The organism is Pseudomonas sp. NyZ201, assembly GCF_049860765.1.
GTDB classification, from domain to species: domain Bacteria; phylum Pseudomonadota; class Gammaproteobacteria; order Pseudomonadales; family Pseudomonadaceae; genus Aquipseudomonas; species Aquipseudomonas bharatica.
The window spans coordinates 2330556-2346320 of record NZ_CP187557.1 but is presented as its reverse complement, the minus strand read 5'-3'; the positions used below and the strand labels follow the sequence as shown (position 1 = coordinate 2346320).

Genomic DNA, 15765 nt, shown 5'->3' with positions numbered 1-15765 from the left:
GTGGAAGCTGGCTTGCCAGCGATTTGGCCAGGTCCGGCAACATCATTGCCCTTGCCGGCCCTCAGGGTTCGCGGCGCTTACAGCATGTTGACTACGAGTTCAACCAGGCGCGCCAGCCGCCCCACTCGCTGATATCCTGCGCGCCCTCCAGCCCGTAGGCATCACAGACGAAGCCAGTCTCCCAGCGCCCATCTTCCAGTTCGACCTTGCCCAGCCCCAGCGGCGCCGGGATCTCGGCGAGAAACGCGCCCAGCGCCGCGCTAGGCATCTGCCAGACCTCCAGCGCAATCGCCACACCATCATGGGCAACCCGCACCATACCCGGGCGCTGCACCGGCCCGCCCGCCAAGGCATACAGCCGGTAGTTCGGCGAGCTGCGGGTTGCCTCGACCAGCGTCGCGCCGCGCTGCTGCAACTGCCAGTTGAGCGCCAGTCCTTCCAGGTGAGCACCACAGGCCACCACGCTAACGCGGTCATTGCGCGCCTCGCGGGCCGGCACTTCAAGGCCTTGATAAGCACTGGCCAGACTGAGCAGGTACTGATCGGTAAATGCCCGACCGAACAGGGTCACTCCCCACGGCAACCCGTTGCCCATGAACCCGCTGGGCAGCGCAACCGCCGCGTAGTCCAGCAGGTTCATGAAGTTGGTGTAGTAACCCAGCTCGGCATTGCGCAGCACCGGCTCCTCGGCCAGTTCGGCCAGGGTCACCGGACGGCCGATGGTCGGGGTAAGCACACACTCCAGCCCGGCCAGCAGCCGGTCGCATTCGGCCTTGAGCTGCTGCAAACGGTACTGGGCCCGGAAGGTATCGACGCCACTCACCTGCGGCGCCTTGGCCAGCACCGCGTGGATGACCGGCAACACCGCTTCAGGCTGGTTGCGCGCCAGCTCGCCGACCACGCTGTAGCGCTCGGCGACCCACGGGCCTTCGTACAGCAACCGGGCTGCCTCAAGGAACGGAGAAAGATCCAGGGTCACCGCCTCGCCGCCCAGCGCCTGCAAGCGCTCCACCGCTGCTGCGAACAGCGCCGGGCCTTCCTGGCAACCGAAGAATTCGAGGTCTTGCTGCCGTGGCACGCCGAAGCGAAACCTGCCCACGCGGCCAAAGGCGCTGCCCAGGTTCCACCCGGCGTTGGCCCGGCTGTATTCGTCATGCGGGTCCTGCACCGCCAGCAGTTGCAGCAGTTGGCTGGCCTCCGGGGCGGTGGCCGTAAAGGTGGTCACGCAATCCAGGGTACGGCAGGCCGGGACCACGCCAGCGGTGGAGATCAACCCTTTGCTGGCCTTGAGTCCAACCAGGTTGTTCAGCGCTGCCGGGACCCGGCCGGAACCGGCGGTGTCGGTGCCGAGGGCAAAGCTGGTCAGCCCCAACGCCACGGTCAGCGGCGAGCCGGCGCTCGAACCACCCGAGGGATAGTTTTCCAGCACGCTGTTGATACAGGCGCCATAAGGCGAGCGCGTTCCGTTGAGCCCGGTGGCGAACTGATCCAGGTTGGTCTTGCCCAGCGGCACCGCGCCCAGTTTGATCAACTGCTCCACCACCGTGGCCGAGCGCTCCGGCACGTAGGCGAATGCCGGGCAGGCCGCCGTGGTCGGGATGCCGGCGAGGTCGATATTGTCCTTGATCGCGAAGGGCACGCCGTACAGCGGCAGGCTCTCCAGCGAAGCGCCGTCCAGCGCTGCCAGATAGGGTTCCAGTTCTTCCGCGCTCAACAGATGAATGAACATGTTGAAGCGCGGATTCAGCTGCGCCGCCCGCTCGCGCAGGGCCAGGATCAGGTCCCGCGGAGAATGTTCACCAGCGCCATACGCCTGGCGCAGCGCGTCCAGTTGCAGATTCACCTTCATGCTTCACCTCCTTGCAGTACCACCACCCGTTGCCCCGCACGCACCGCCGAACCCGGCTCGACCCGCACTTCCCGTACCACACCCGCACAGGGCGCCAGCAGCGGGATCTCCATCTTCATCGACTCCAGCACCACCAGCGCGTCCCCTGCCGCAACCCGCTGACCGACCGCGACCTGCACCTGCCAGAGATTGCCGGCGATAGCGCTTTCCACACCGATCTGCCCCGCAGGCAACGGCGCTTCCTCGCCCGCTTCGGCCACGGCCTCGGTGGATTCGAAATGCGCTTGACCACTGTCGATCCAGCGCTGCCGCTCGGCGGCGAACGCCGCCTGCTGCTGGTCACGGAACGCCTGGATGCCCGATGCTTCCTCGGCCAGGAACTGCTGGTAGTCCGCCAGACACAACTGGCCAGGTTCGATCGCTAGATCGAAACGCCCCAGCGGAAAGTCCCGGCGAATGCGCTCCAGCTCCCCGGCACTGACCGGGTAGAAGCGGATCTGGTCGAAAAAGCGCAGCAGCCACGGCTTGCCATCGAAGGCCGCGACCTCGCGGTAGCGGTTCCACATCTGCAAGGTGCGCCCGACGAACTGGTAACCACCCGGCCCTTCCATGCCGTACACGCACATATAGGCGCCGCCGATACCCACCGAGTTTTCCGCGGTCCAGGTGCGCGCCGGGTTGTACTTGGTGGTGACCAGGCGATGCCGCGGGTCCAGCGGCGTAGCCACCGGCGCGCCGAGATAGACGTCGCCCAGGCCCATGACCAGGTAGCTGGCGTCGAACACCGTGCGCTGCACCTCGTCGAGGTTCGGCAGGTCGTTGATACGGCGGATGAATTCCAGGTTGCTCGGACACCAGGGCGCGTCCTTGCGCACGGTGGTCATGTATTTCTCGATGGCCAGCTGGCAGGCCGGGTCGTCCCAGGACAGTGGCAGGTGGACGATGCGCGACGGCACTTGCAGGTCCCTGCCGGCGCACACCGCCTGCCATTCACCGGCCACGATTTCCAGCAGCTGACCAAGCGGCAGGCGTTCCGGCTGGTAATGGACCTGCAACGAGCGGATGCCCGGGGTCAGGTCGATCACGCCAGCCAGGGCCCTGGCTTCCAGCGCCTGCATCAAGGCGTGGCCACGGAAGCGCAGGACCAGGTCCAGCTCGGCAGCGCCGATTTCCAGCAGCAGGTGGGTATCCCCCGCCAACCGCGCGACCAGGCGGGTATCGTCCACGCCGAGATCAAGAACGATGGGCGACAGCCATTGCTCTTCGCCGACGGGCTCGGCCGTTTCGGCCAGCAGCTCTGCACAAGCCAGTCGCCGTGCCTGTTCCAGGGACACGGGAACGAAGCGCACCTTGTCCCCCGCCTTGAGCTGGCCAAGCTGCCAGAGATCGGCCTCGATCACCGTTACCGGGCAGACGAAACCGCCCAGGCTCGGGCCATCCGGGCCGAGGATCACCGGCATGTCGCCGGTGAAGTCCACCGCGCCGATGGCATAGGGGTTGTCGTGGATGTTCGATGGATGCAGCCCGGCCTCGCCGCCATCGGCACGGACCCATTCCGGTTTCGGGCCGATCAGGCGCACGCCGGTACGGCTGGAGTTGAAGTGCACTTCCCAGTCGGTGGCGAAGAAGGTGCGGATGTAGTTTTCGCTGAAGTATTCCGGAGCGCCATGCGGGCCATAGATAACCCGGACCTGCCGGGTGGCGGCCAGCGCCGCTTGCCCGGGCAGCGAGGCACCTGCCGATCTGTCGCTCAAGCACTCCAGGTGCAGCACATCCCCGGCCCGCAACGCACGACCGCCATGGCCGCCGAACTGGCCGAGCATGAAGGTACTGCGGCTACCCAGGTATTCCGGCACCTGGATACCGCCACGCACGCACAGATACGCCCGGGCGCCAGCACCGGCAATGGTGCCCAGGGCCAGCGTACTGCCGGCCTTGACCAGCACGCTGGTGTTCATGGCGATCGCCTGGCCGTCCAGGGTCAGCGGGATCACCGCACCGGTCACGGCGATCACCGCATCGGTATTGAAGCGCAAGGTCGGACCACTCATGGTCACTTCCAGCCCCGCTGCACCTTCCGGGTTGCCCAGCAATTGGTTGCCCAGGCGCAGGGCGCGGCTGTCCATCGGGCCGGACGGGGGCACGCCGACGGCCCAGTAGCCCAGGCGCCCGGGGTAATCCTGCACGCTGGTCTGGGTGCCGCCGCCGAGCACTTCGACGGTGGCGGCGCGGTAGGCCAGGCCTTCGAGGCAGCGGGTCCAGGGCTGGCCGCTGGCGAAGGGCGTGTCCTGGAGAATCTGGCGCAGGTAGTCGCGGTTGGTTTCGACGCCGTAGACCTGGCTGTCGCCGAGGGCACGATGCAGTTGCTCCCGCGCCTGCTCGCGGTCGTCGGCCCAGACGATCACCTTGGCGATCATCGGGTCGAAGTACGGCGGGATTTCACAGCCGGCACTGACCCAGGTGTCGATCCGCAGCGCCTTGCCGTCCGCCTCGGGGAAGCCGACGGCGGTGAGCAGGCCGGGGCTGGGCTGGAAATCCTTGCCCGGATCCTCCGCATACAACCGCGCCTGCACCGCATGGCCCACGGGTTCCAGGCCCGCGGCCAGCTGATGCAGCGGCGGCAGATCGCCGGCCGCCAGTTCGATCATCCAGCGCACCAGGTCCACGCCCCAGACCTGCTCGGTCACACCATGCTCTACCTGGAGACGGGTGTTCACCTCAAGGAAGTAGAAGCGTTGCGCATCGCTGTCGAAGACGAACTCGACGGTGCCGGCGCTGCGGTACTTCACGGCGCGAGCCAAGCGGATCGCGGCGTCGCACAGGGCTTCGGCCATGCCTTCGGGCAGGTTCGGCGCCGGGGTTTCCTCCAGCACTTTCTGGTTGCGCCGCTGCACCGAGCAGTCGCGCACGCCGAGCGCAATGACCTCGCCGGCGCCATCGCCAAACACCTGCACTTCAAGATGGCGGGCGCGCTCGATGTATTTTTCGATGAACACCCCGGCATCGCTGAAGTTGTTCTGGCCCAGGCGCTTGACCGCCTCGAAGGCCTCTTCCAGCTCCGCCGCCGAGCGGCATACGCGCATACCGATGCCGCCACCGCCTGCCGTGCTTTTCAGCATTACCGGGTAGCCGACCGCTTCGGCGGCGCGCCAGGCGTCGGCGAGGCTGTCGAGCAGACCGGTGCCTTCCAGCAGCGGCAGGCCTTGCTGGCGGGCAAGATCACGGGCGGTGTGCTTGAGGCCGAACAGGCGCAGTTGCTCCGGCGTCGGGCCGACGAAGACCAGCCCGGCAGCCTCGCAGGCTTCGGCGAACGCGGCGTTTTCGGAGAGAAAGCCATAGCCGGGATGGATGGCCTGCGCCCCGCTCTCTTTGGCGGCGGCGAGGATCTTGTCCACGGCCAGATAGGTACCGGCCGCAGCGCCCTGCCCCAGGCTGATGGCCTGGTCGGCCTCGACGAGGTGGCGGCTGGCGAGATCGGCTTCGGAGTAGACCGCGACGCCGCGGACCTTCAGCTCGCGCAGGGTGCGCAGGATGCGACAGGCAATGGCGCCACGGTTGGCGATCAGCAGTGTTTCGAACATGACAACGTCCCCGGAGGGGTGCGGGCCGTCCCGCAGTTGTTTGGAGGTCTCGGGGTCGTCCCCGGACGGCAGATCAGGGATGCCTGTCGGCATTCAACTGGCCGAAACGGGCCTGGCAGGCGCTGAAGAAGCACAGCCGGACCTTGTGCAAAAAGGCTTTCAGTTCCATATCAGCAGCTCCGCCGGGGTCGGGTTGTAGCCGTTGCAGGGGTTGTTCAGTTGCGGGCAGTTGGAGATCAGCACCATCACGTCCATCTCGGCCTTGAGCTGCACGTACTTGCCGGCAGCGGAGATGCCGTCCTCGAAGGTCAGGCCACCTTCGGGAGTGACCGGGACATTCATGAAGAAGTTGATGTTCGGGCTGATATCGCGCTTGCCCAGGCGGCCGTCGTGGCAGCAGGCGCGCAGGTAATTGTCGCGGCAGCTGTGCATATGGCGCTTGTCGAGGGCGTAGCGCACGGTGTTGCTTTCCTGGGCGCAGGCGCCGCCGAGGGTGTCGTGGCGGCCGCAGTTGTCCTCGACGATGGTCAGCATCGGCCGCCCCAGGTTGGAATACAGCACGCTGCCAACGCCCAGGTAGACATTGCCCTGGCGCCGCAGGGTGCGTTGCACGTCGTAGCGCTCGCGGGGGTTGGAGACGCTGTAGAACAGGGTGTCGATGGCCTGGTTGCCTTCCAGGTCGAGAATGCGCAGGGTCTGGCCGGCCTTCACTTCGGTGAGCCAGGGCTCGCCGGCCGGGATGGTGGCGCGGTAGATCGCGGTGTCGGCTTGCAGGGATGACGTCATGACGGGTCCTCAGGCGAACAGGCGTTGGGTGTTGAGGAAGCCGCGCTCGTTTTCCGGGCGCGAGGTGCGGCAGTGCTCGGCGACGCTTTCGTCGGCGCGGGCAAAGGTCAGTTGTACCGGCCTGGGGGCGTATTGCGCGGACGGGTCCATCGGGTGCTGCAGGGCGGTAACGATGAACAGGGTGTCCATCGGCGCATACAGTTCGATGGCATCGCCCGGCCGGGAGTTGTCCTCGACGAAATGCAGGCTGCCGTCGGCGCCCACGTCCACGCGGCTGAACAGGTTGAGGGGCATGGTCAGGTCGGACAGCTCCAGGCCCCACTTGCCCATTTCCACCAGCAGGTTGTCGGTGCCGTTGCGGTGGAAGCGGTTGCGCAGTTCCTGATAGCGCCCGGTGCCATATTTTTCCCGGACTTCCTCGGCGTTCAGCACACCGCCGATGCTGTCGCTCCAGCCGCAGGTATCGCGGGTGATCGCCGCCAGGACGCGGCCCATGTCCGAATACAGGCAATGCCCGCTGGTGAGCCTGGCGGTGTGCTGGCACTTGAGGCTGTCCGGCAGGTTCAAGCGTTCGCTCTTTTCATGGGCGTTGAACAGCATCAGGCTGACGTTGGCGCCGCCTTCCAGGTCGGTGAAACGCACCTGCTGGCCGCGCTTGAGGACGAAGGACAGGTGGCCGCCTCCGGGCAGGAAGTCTTCGGCGAATACAGTGTTGTCGGTCATGGTTAACCTCTTGCGTACGATTGAAGAAGCTCGGGCAACGCGTCGGCCCGGGCCGCGAGGCGCTTGTCGTTGAGCGGCAGGTCGTAGGTGACCCGCGAGCCGAACGCCGCCGGCGCATGCGGGTCGTGGCGCACCTTGTCGAAGACCAGCAGGCGGCTGCCGAGGCTGAAGCCTTCGCTCAGGTCGTGGGTGACCATGAACACGGTCACCCCGGTTTCGCGCCACAGCTCAAGGAGCAAGGCATGCATGTCCTTGCGGATACCCGGGTCGAGGGCGCCGAAGGGTTCGTCGAGCAGCAGCACCCTGGGCTTCATGATCAGCGCCTGGGCGATCGCCAGGCGCTGCTGCATGCCGCCGGAGAGCTGGCTGGCGTATTTGTCGAGGGCGTGGCCGAGGCCGACCTTGTGCAGCAAGGCGGCGGCCTGTTCCCGGGCTTCGCGCCTGGCGCTGCCGAACAGGCGGCCCAGCAGCTTCGCCCGGGGCAACTCAAGGCCAAGGGCGACGTTGTCCAGCACGCTCAGGTGCGGAAACACCGAATAACGCTGGAACACCACGCCCCGGGCCGGATCAGGCTCGGCAACCAGAGGCTGGCCATCGAGCAGGATCTGCCCGCGGCTCGGTCGTTCCTGGCCCAGCAGCAGGCGCAGGAAGGTGGATTTACCGCAGCCCGAAGCACCGACCATGGTGCAGAACTCGCCTTCGGCAATGCTCAGGTTCAGGCCTTCGAGTACCACGTGCTGGTCATATTCCTGCCAGACATTCCTTACCTGGATAAAGCTCATGCCCGTGCCCCCTCGTACCAGGGAAACGCACGGCGGGTCAGGGCCTTGAGCAGCCAGTCGGTGAGCCAGGCGAGCGCGGTGATCCACACCACGTAGGGCAGGATCACATCCATCGCCAGGTAGCGCCGGACCAGGAAGATCCGGTAGCCCAGGCCATCCTCGGAAGCGATGGCTTCCGCCGCGATCAGGAACAGCCAGGCCGACCCCAGCACCAGGCGCAGGGAGATCAGCAGGCGCGGCAGCAGTTGCGGCAGCACCACCCGCAGGATCAGGGTCCAGGAACTGGCGCCCAGGGTCTGCGCCTTGATCAGCAATTCGACGGGAATCTCGCGGGCACGCTGTTCCAGGTCACGGGCCAGGACCGGGGTGATGCCGATGACGATCAGCATCACCTTGGACAGCTCGCCCAGGCCGAAGACAATGAACAGGATCGGCAGGATCGCCAGCGGCGGAATCATCGACAGCACCACCAGCAAGGGCGAAAGCGTTGCGCCGAACAACGGCAAGGTGCCCGAGGCGATGCCCAGGCACAGGCCGATCACGGCGCTGATGGCCAGGCCGACGCCAAGGCGCTGCAGGCTGGAAGCGGTGTCCTGCCAGAGCAGGTAGTTGCCGCTGCGCTTGTCCTCGACCAGCGCCATGCGTTCCACCGCCGCGCCCATCTGGGCCGCGCCGGGCAGCAGCTTGTCGTTGGGATTGTCCGCCAGGCGCTGCGCCGAGCCGAGCAAATAGGCACAGAGTACCAGCACGAACGGCAACAGCATCAGCAGCAGCCGCGACGGACGATCGGGATGGCGATTGATCAGGCGCATGTTCATTCCTCGCTTACAGCGAACCGTCGACGGCCATGCGTACGTAGGTCGGGTCGAAACGCAGCTTGAGGTTGTCGCGGTTGCCGACGATCACCTCGTTGGCAAAGCTCATGCCCACCGCCTTGCTGTCCTTGGCGCCCTCGCCCAGCAGGCCGTGGTCGAAGGAGAAGCTGGCGACCTTGTCCATGGTCCTGGGCAGCTCCGCGCTGCTGACGAAGGTCAGCGCCGCCTTGGGCGTATCGAACAGGTAGGTGGTGGAAAGCTGGCGCTCGAAACCGGCGAGGTCGGTGCCGGAGGCCTTGGCCATATGCTCCAGGGCCTTGGTGCGCTGCGGGGAGTCGCCGGCGATCAGGTCCATCACCTCGTACCAGGCGCCGGTCAGCGCCTTGCCCAGCGCCGGGTTGTCCTTGAGGGTCTGGGTGTTGACCACCATCAGGTCAAGGATCTCGCCGGGAATGCGGCTGGAGTCGAAGACCTGGGTCACGCCGGGCTTGCTGCGCACTTCTTCGAGCATCGGGTTCCAGGTGGTGACCGCCTGCACGTCGGGGGTATTGAAGGCGGCGGCGATATCGGCGTCGGAGGTGTTGATCACCTTCAGGTCCTTCTCGCGCAGGCCGGCGCTGTCCAGGGCGCGGGCCAACAGGTAATGCGAGACGGACAGCTCGACCAGGTTGACGTCCATGCCCTTGAGGTCGTTCACCGTCTTGCCGGTGCCTTTCAGGACCACACCGTCATTGCCGTTGGAGAAGTCGCCGACGATCAGCGCGGTACTGTCGACGCCGCCGGCGGCGGGGATGGTCAGGGCGTCCATGTTGGTCATCGAGCAGCCGTCGAACTGGCCGGCGGTGTACTGGTTGATCGACTCGACGTAGTCGTTGACCTGGGTGAGCTTGATATGAATGCCGTACTTGCTCGCCCACTTGTCGACGATGCCTTCGGCGGCGGCGTACTCCCACGGCATCCAGCCGGCGTAGATGGTCCAGCAGATATCGAAATCGGTCTTCGCTGCAGCGTTGGAGGCGGGGCTCGCGGACAGGGCCAGGCCGGCGGCGAGGAAAGCAGAAAGCAGGGACTTTCGCATGAAGTGACTCCAGTTGACGGCGGTTGACGGTGGACTGACCAGGGAGCAGCACGACACTCATTGCAGTGAGTGGTCTGTCTCCCGGGCTTTTATCCCGCCGTGTAACCTCGAACTGGAGGTCGTCGGCTCTCGGTCCAGACGCCCGCACAAGCGGACCGGAACCCTAGCCGACCTATTTTCAGGTTGTGGTGCAATCTAGCTCGCGCTACTCCCGCACGGAGGGAAGTAATGCCAGAGGCGTGCCAAGTGGTTGGAGGATGGGTTTTGCGGGGGTTCTGGGGGATGGAGACGGCGTGGACGCGCTAGTAACGCACGGTATTGGGGCGTTGTGCGCGCTGACGGGGCGTCAGCTGGCGGCTGGGAGGATGGTGTGAGCGAGGAAGGTGGCTGCAGGGGCGATCAGGGAGGCGAGGCTGGTTTCGGAGCTGGCCAGGGCGCCGCCGGAGAGTGCGGCTGCGACCAGGGAGATTCCGGCCCAGAGGCGGTGTCTGGGGGTTAGGCTGCTTTGAAGGTTCTTTAATCGCTTGACCATCTTGGTTCTGCTTTTCAGGAAACTAATGTGCGATGCAGTCTACCAGCCATTCGGGGATATCCCTTGCGCTATGTAAAACGCGCCAGACATCGACGTGGTCGCTGCGCTCAACATAGAACACCAAATACGGATATCCCTTTAGTGGCCAGTGAAGCAATCCTGGCAAGTCCAGCTCGTGCGCATAGCGAGGCATCCCAGAAGCCGGATGACGACCAATGTGGTCATAAACACTTTTAAGAGCGCCAATGAAGCCAAGTGCAGCTTGCTCGGCCTGCTGCTCCAGGTAGTAATCGACAGCGGACTCTGCATCCTGGATGGCAGCCGATCGCGGAATAACTGGCTTTGCCTTCATCCACGCCTCTTGCGAACCCTGGCGCGCAGGGACTCAAAGTAGTCGTCAGTCACGGGGGCCGCCGGGACCGACTCTGCCCCGGCCAGAAGCAAGCCGCGCAGATGCTGACGGTCCTGATCCTTTCGAATCAGTTCCCGAACATACTCGCTGCTGGTGCTGTAGCCGCGCTGGCTGACCTGCTCATCGACGAATGACTTGAGAGCGTCTGGCAGAGAAATGTTCATGGTGCTCATGGTTTTGCCTGTCTTTGACAAAATTTGCCAAAGTATACACCTACCATCGTGCGCCGCCAGTCATCATGTCCCACGCTCCAATCTGGTATCGATGAGCAGGATGGAGGCGGTGGAGAAGGCGCTGAGTGCGCTGGGGAAGCGGTTGAGTATTCCCGGGACAGGAAGCGGCCTGAACACATGCTTTCTGCCAAAACTATTGTTCACTGCCCTATAAACGCAAAAGCCCTGAAAAATCAGGGCTTTAATAGAAATATGGCGGAAGCGTAGAGATTCGAACTCTAGGATAGTTGCCCATCGACGGTTTTCAAGACCGTTGCCTTAAACCACTCGGCCACGCTTCCACTCTGTCATGCGGGCGCCATCATACCGAAATGAAACAAGCTGTCAAACTCTCTACATGGCCTGTTTCCAAGGGTCTGATATGATCTTTGCAACTCAACGTTTCAAACCCCACAGGAGTGTCGCCATGCGCGAACAGGATTATGCCGTCAATCACGGCCTGCAGGCCGAACAGCAGGAAGTCAGCAAGGTCCTGCGCAACACTTATGGTCTGCTGGCCCTCACCCTGGCTTTCAGCGCCGTCATGGCCTATGTCGCACAGCAGATGCGCGTCGGCTACCCGAACATTTTCGTGGTACTGATCGGGTTCTACGGCCTGTTCTTCCTCACCGCCAAGCTGCGTAACTCGGCCTGGGGCCTGGTTTCCACCTTCGCCCTGACCGGTTTCATGGGCTTCCTGCTTGGCCCGATCCTCAACCGCTACCTGGGCATGGCCGGTGGTGCCGAAGTCGTCAGCTCGGCCTTCGCCATGACCGCACTGGTGTTCGGTGGCCTGTCGGCCTACGTGCTGATCACCCGCAAGGACATGAGCTTCCTCAGCGGCTTCATCACTGCCGGCTTCTTCGTCCTGCTGGGTGCCGTGGTCGCGAGCTTCTTCTTCCAGATCAGCGGCCTGCAACTGGCGATCAGCGCTGGCTTCGTACTGTTCTCGTCGGTCTGCATCCTCTTCCAGACCAGCCAGATCATTCACGGCGGCGAGCGCAACTACATCATGGCGACCATCAGCCTGTATGTATCGATCTACAACCTGTTCGTCAGCCTGCTGCAACTGTTCGGCATCATGAGCTCGGACGACTGATTCAGGTGATGTAACGAGAAAGCCCGCTTCGGCGGGCTTTTTCATGTCTGTGAACAGACGATCCTGGATTTGCGAAATTGCGGTTGTGAATTCACTACTGCAATCACTGCGGTTCGGCGGTCCGACAAGCCAGCTCCCACAAGGTCCGTGCCGTACTTCAGACCTGCTCCTTCCACCCCCGAATGCACTCCGCAAACACCGCCTCCCGTAAATACGCCACATTCAACCGCGTCCACGGCGTAACCCCCTTCTGATCCATCTGGAAGATCGCACCTGGCGCCAGCATCACGCCCCTGCCCTGCACCTCCCGGGTCAGTTGCGCCGAATCCTCGATCCCCGGAAACCGCGCCCACAGATACAGGCTCTGCTGCGGCCGGCAGAACACCTGCGCCCCCAGTTCATCCAGCACCTGCAAACCGCCCTCGGTAGCCTCGCGCACCCGGTCCTGCAAACGCATCAGGTGCCGCAGAAAATGCCCTTCGCCAAGAATCACGTCCGCCGTACGTTCGCACAGCTCCGAGCAACTGGTGTGCAGCATCATCTGCAGATCCGCCAGCTCATCGATGATGTCCTTGCTGCCAGCGATATACCCCACCCGCAACGCCGCCGAGACCGACTTGGAAAAACTGCCGATGTACAGCGAACGGCGCAGTTGGTCCAGCGCCGCGACCTTGAGCGCGGAGCTGGGCTTGAAGTCGGCCAGGGCATCATCCTCCACCAGCAACAGGTCGTGCCGCTCGGCCAGTTGCAGCAAGCGATGGGCCTTGGCCGGCGAGATATCCGAGCCGGTGGGGTTGTGACAGACCGACTGGACGAAGAACAACCGCGGCCGCTCCCGCTGCAACAGCGCTTCAAGGGCATCCATGTCCGGCCCGTCGGGCAGGCGCGGGACACTGAGCATCCGCGCGCCCTGCATCTGCAACTTGCCGAACAATGGGTAGTAACCGGGGTTCTCCACCAGTACCGCATCCCCCGGCACCACGAAGCGGCGGATGATCAGGTCCAGCGCATGGTTGGCACCATGGGTGGTGACGATCTGCCGCGGCGTAGCGCTGATCGCGTAGCTGGCCAGCTTGCGCACCAGGCTCTGGCGTAACGCCGGGTTGCCCAGGCGGTTGCCGTAGCGGAACAGGTTGCCGGCCCCGCTGCGCATCACCTGGCGGGTGAATTTGTCCAGGCGCATGTCCTGCAGCCAGGCCACCGGCGCAAAACCCTCGCCCAGCGGCGCCACCCCCGGCTCGCGCACGAACTGCTGGCGCATCATCCAGATGGTGTCCATGGCCCGGGTGTAGGGCGGCGTTTCGTCCGCCTCGGCAGCCTGCACCAACACGCCGACGAAGAAGCCCTGCCCGTGCCGCGCCTCCACCAGGCCCTTGGAGGCAAGGATCTCGTAGGCGGTGATCACGGTGTTCTTCGAGTGCCCGTGCAGGCGCATGTATTCGCGCAGCGATGGCAGGCGGTCACCGGCCTTGAGCACCCCGGCACGGATCTGCTGCTCCACCGAATCGGCGACCTGCTGGGCAAGGGTGACACGGACCATCGGCGCGCTCCTGGGCTGTCATGGGTACAGTCTGGGTACTGTTGGGCAAAACTGTACCTTTATCCAAGGGCACAGTGGCTGCACATTTAGCACCACGCCGGCGCCGCGCTCAAGCCGTCGCCCCAACAACAATGACTCCACAGGAGCCCCCATGAGCCTCGACTCCCGCCTGCCCGATTTCCGCAACCTGCCTCCTGCCGCCCGCCTCGACCATATCGGCCGCCTGCTTGGCCTGAGCGGTGATGACGTCGCCCTGCTGGCCGACGCCGGTGCCCTGCCGATGGAAATCGCCAACGGCATGATCGAAAACGTCATCGGCAAGTTCGAACTGCCCTTCGCCGTAGCCAGCAACTTCCAGGTCAATGGCCGCGATGTGCTGGTGCCGCTGGTGGTGGAAGAGCCTTCGATCGTCGCCGCCGCCTCCTACATGGCCAAGCTGGCCCGGGCCAACGGCGGTTTCGTGACCTCCAGCAGTGCCCCGCTGATGCGTGCCCAGGTACAGATCGTCGGTGTCGCCGATCCGCTCAATGCCCGCCTGAGCCTGCTGCGGCGCAAGGACGAGATCATCGAGCTGGCCAACCGCAAGGACCAGTTGCTCAACCGCCTCGGCGGCGGCTGCCGCGATATCGAGGTCCACACCTTCGCCGATACCCCGCGCGGCCCGATGCTGGTGGCCCACCTGATCGTCGATGTGCGCGATGCGATGGGCGCCAACACCGTCAACACCATGGCCGAAGCCGTTGCGCCGCTGATGGAGGACATCACCGGCGGCAAGGTGCGCCTGCGCATCCTCTCCAACCTGGCCGACCTGCGCCTGGCCCGGGCCCAGGTGCGGATCACCCCGGAGCAACTCAATTGCGCCGAATTCAGTGGCGAAGCGGTGATCGAGGGCATTCTCGATGCCTACTCCTTCGCCGCCGTCGATCCCTACCGCGCCGCGACCCACAACAAGGGCATCATGAACGGCATCGACCCGCTGATCGTCGCCACCGGCAATGACTGGCGCGCCGTCGAGGCGGGTGCCCATGCCTACGCCTGCCGCAGCGGGCATTACGGTTCACTGACCACCTGGGAGAAGGACGGCAACGGCCATCTGGTCGGCACCCTGGAAATGCCGATGCCCGTCGGCCTGGTCGGCGGCGCCACCAAAACCCATCCGCTGGCACAACTGTCGCTGCGCATCCTCGGCGTCAAGACCGCCCAGGACCTCGCGGAAATCGCTGTGGCCGTAGGCCTGGCGCAGAACCTCGGGGCCATGCGCGCCCTCGCCACCGAAGGCATCCAGCGCGGCCATATGGCCCTGCACGCGCGCAACATCGCCGTAGTGGCTGGCGCCCGTGGCGACGAGGTGGACTGGGTCGCCCGGCAACTGGTGCAGGACCACGACGTGCGCGCCGACCGCGCCGTCGAGCTGCTGAAACAGAAGCGCGGCGAATGACCATGCAGGTCAGGATCTTCGAGGTAGGCCCGCGGGACGGTTTGCAGAACGAGCCACGGCATCTGTCGGTGGACACCCGCCTGGCCCTGATCGGCAAGCTAGCAGCCACCGGCCTGCGGCATATCGAGGGCGGCGCCTTCGTGTCGCCGCGCTGGGTACCGCAGATGGCCGACAGCGAGGCGCTGTTCCAGCGTCTGCCGGAGGACGACGGGGTCAACTATTCGGCCCTGGTGCCCAACGGCCAGGGTTTGGACGCCGCGCTGCGCGCCGGTTGCCGGGAGGTGGCGGTGTTCGCCGCCGCCTCCGAGGCGTTTTCGCGCAACAACATCAATTGCTCCATCGATGAGAGCTTCGAGCGCTTCACCCCGGTGCTGCAAGCTGCCAAAGCTGCGGGTGTCCGGGTGCGCGGCTATGTATCCTGCGTGCTCGGCTGCCCGTTCAGCGGTGCAGTGGCGCCAGACGCCGTAGCAGCGGTAGCGCGCCGCCTGCATGCACTGGGCTGCTACGAGATCAGCCTGGGCGACACCATCGGCGCAGGACGCCCGGACGAGACCGCCCGCCTGATCGAGCACTGCGCCCGCGAGCTGCCGGTCGAAGCCCTGGCCGGGCATTTCCATGACACCTGGGGCATGGCCATCGCCAATGTCCACGCCGCGCTGTCTCAGGGAGTACGCACCTTCGACAGCTCGGTCGCCGGCCTCGGCGGCTGCCCCTACTCACCTGGCGCCAGCGGCAACGTGGCGACCGAGGACGTGCTCTACCTGCTGCATGGCATGGGTTTCGAGACCGGCGTGGACCTGGACGCAGTGGCCCGGGTCGGCACCTGGATCAGCGCGGAGCTGGGCATCGCCAACCGCTCCCGCGCAGGCAGGGCCCTGGCGGCAAGGAGCGCAGAACACCGCTGAACCCGATCCTGGC

The 15765-nt window shown here is 65.0% G+C and carries 13 protein-coding genes, 1 tRNA gene and 1 riboswitch; of the genes, 3 read left to right on the top strand and 11 right to left on the bottom strand.

All coding sequences use genetic code 11. The annotated features are described in order from the left end of the window. Nucleotides 1-91 precede the first annotated feature (91 nt). The 10 genes from atzF to ACPFMA_RS10450 form a co-directional block, all read right to left on the bottom strand. A complete protein-coding gene (atzF, locus tag ACPFMA_RS10495; RefSeq protein ID WP_425930108.1) occupies nucleotides 92-1849 on the bottom strand; it encodes an allophanate hydrolase in 1758 nt (585 codons plus the stop codon). Further along, nucleotides 1846-5430 carry an urea carboxylase gene (uca, locus tag ACPFMA_RS10490; protein WP_425930107.1) on the bottom strand — a complete coding sequence of 1195 codons (3585 nt, stop codon included), beginning with the start codon at nucleotides 5428-5430 and terminating at the stop codon, nucleotides 1846-1848. The genes atzF and uca overlap by 4 nt, the downstream gene beginning before the upstream one ends. A gap of 159 nt (nucleotides 5431-5589) precedes the next feature. Further along, a complete protein-coding gene (locus ACPFMA_RS10485) occupies nucleotides 5590-6216 on the bottom strand; it encodes an urea amidolyase associated protein UAAP2 (RefSeq protein WP_064302867.1) in 627 nt (208 codons plus the stop codon). 9 nt (nucleotides 6217-6225) lie between these two features. Further along, the gene (locus ACPFMA_RS10480; RefSeq protein WP_420057097.1) at nucleotides 6226-6939 is read right to left on the bottom strand and encodes an urea amidolyase associated protein UAAP1; all 714 of its coding nucleotides are present in this window, start codon (nucleotides 6937-6939) and stop codon (nucleotides 6226-6228) included. 2 nt (nucleotides 6940-6941) lie between these two features. After that, on the bottom strand, nucleotides 6942-7721 hold the full coding sequence (locus ACPFMA_RS10475; protein WP_009398841.1) for an ABC transporter ATP-binding protein: 780 nt from the start codon (nucleotides 7719-7721) through the stop codon (nucleotides 6942-6944). After that, the gene (locus ACPFMA_RS10470) at nucleotides 7718-8533 is read right to left on the bottom strand and encodes an ABC transporter permease (protein ID WP_425930106.1); all 816 of its coding nucleotides are present in this window, start codon (nucleotides 8531-8533) and stop codon (nucleotides 7718-7720) included. Before ACPFMA_RS10470 ends, ACPFMA_RS10475 begins: the two co-directional genes overlap by 4 nt. Nucleotides 8534-8546: 13 nt before the next feature. Then, nucleotides 8547-9614, bottom strand: a complete 1068-nt coding sequence (locus ACPFMA_RS10465; protein WP_420057096.1) for a putative urea ABC transporter substrate-binding protein — start codon at nucleotides 9612-9614, stop codon at nucleotides 8547-8549. 76 nt (nucleotides 9615-9690) lie between these two features. Then, nucleotides 9691-9792: riboswitch (guanidine-I (ykkC/yxkD leader) on the bottom strand. A 376-nt stretch (nucleotides 9793-10168) separates the two neighbouring features. Then, nucleotides 10169-10498 (bottom strand): type II toxin-antitoxin system RelE/ParE family toxin, encoded by a 330-nt coding sequence (locus ACPFMA_RS10460; RefSeq protein ID WP_081263155.1) that lies wholly within the window; start codon nucleotides 10496-10498, stop codon nucleotides 10169-10171. After that, the gene (locus tag ACPFMA_RS10455) at nucleotides 10495-10731 is read right to left on the bottom strand and encodes a type II toxin-antitoxin system ParD family antitoxin (RefSeq protein ID WP_420057095.1); all 237 of its coding nucleotides are present in this window, start codon (nucleotides 10729-10731) and stop codon (nucleotides 10495-10497) included. Before ACPFMA_RS10455 ends, ACPFMA_RS10460 begins: the two co-directional genes overlap by 4 nt. Before the next feature lie 253 nt (nucleotides 10732-10984). Then, nucleotides 10985-11072: transfer RNA gene (locus ACPFMA_RS10450), tRNA-Ser, on the bottom strand. A 125-nt stretch (nucleotides 11073-11197) separates the two neighbouring features. Between ACPFMA_RS10450 and ACPFMA_RS10445 the strand changes: the two genes are divergently transcribed. Further along, nucleotides 11198-11869 carry a Bax inhibitor-1/YccA family protein gene (locus tag ACPFMA_RS10445; protein WP_425930105.1) on the top strand — a complete coding sequence of 224 codons (672 nt, stop codon included), beginning with the start codon at nucleotides 11198-11200 and terminating at the stop codon, nucleotides 11867-11869. 157 nt (nucleotides 11870-12026) lie between these two features. Here the strand turns inward: ACPFMA_RS10445 and ACPFMA_RS10440 are convergent, their stop codons facing one another. Then, entirely contained in the window at nucleotides 12027-13409 is a 1383-nt protein-coding gene (locus tag ACPFMA_RS10440; RefSeq protein ID WP_420057094.1) for a PLP-dependent aminotransferase family protein, read from the bottom strand. 151 nt (nucleotides 13410-13560) lie between these two features. Between ACPFMA_RS10440 and ACPFMA_RS10435 the strand changes: the two genes are divergently transcribed. Both ACPFMA_RS10435 and ACPFMA_RS10430 read left to right on the top strand, forming a co-directional pair. Further along, nucleotides 13561-14847: a hydroxymethylglutaryl-CoA reductase, degradative gene (locus ACPFMA_RS10435; RefSeq protein WP_064302875.1), complete on the top strand. Its 1287-nt coding sequence runs from the start codon at nucleotides 13561-13563 to the stop codon at nucleotides 14845-14847. Further along, nucleotides 14844-15752: a hydroxymethylglutaryl-CoA lyase gene (locus ACPFMA_RS10430; protein WP_009397572.1), complete on the top strand. Its 909-nt coding sequence runs from the start codon at nucleotides 14844-14846 to the stop codon at nucleotides 15750-15752. Before ACPFMA_RS10435 ends, ACPFMA_RS10430 begins: the two co-directional genes overlap by 4 nt. Nucleotides 15753-15765: the final 13 nt, after the last annotated feature.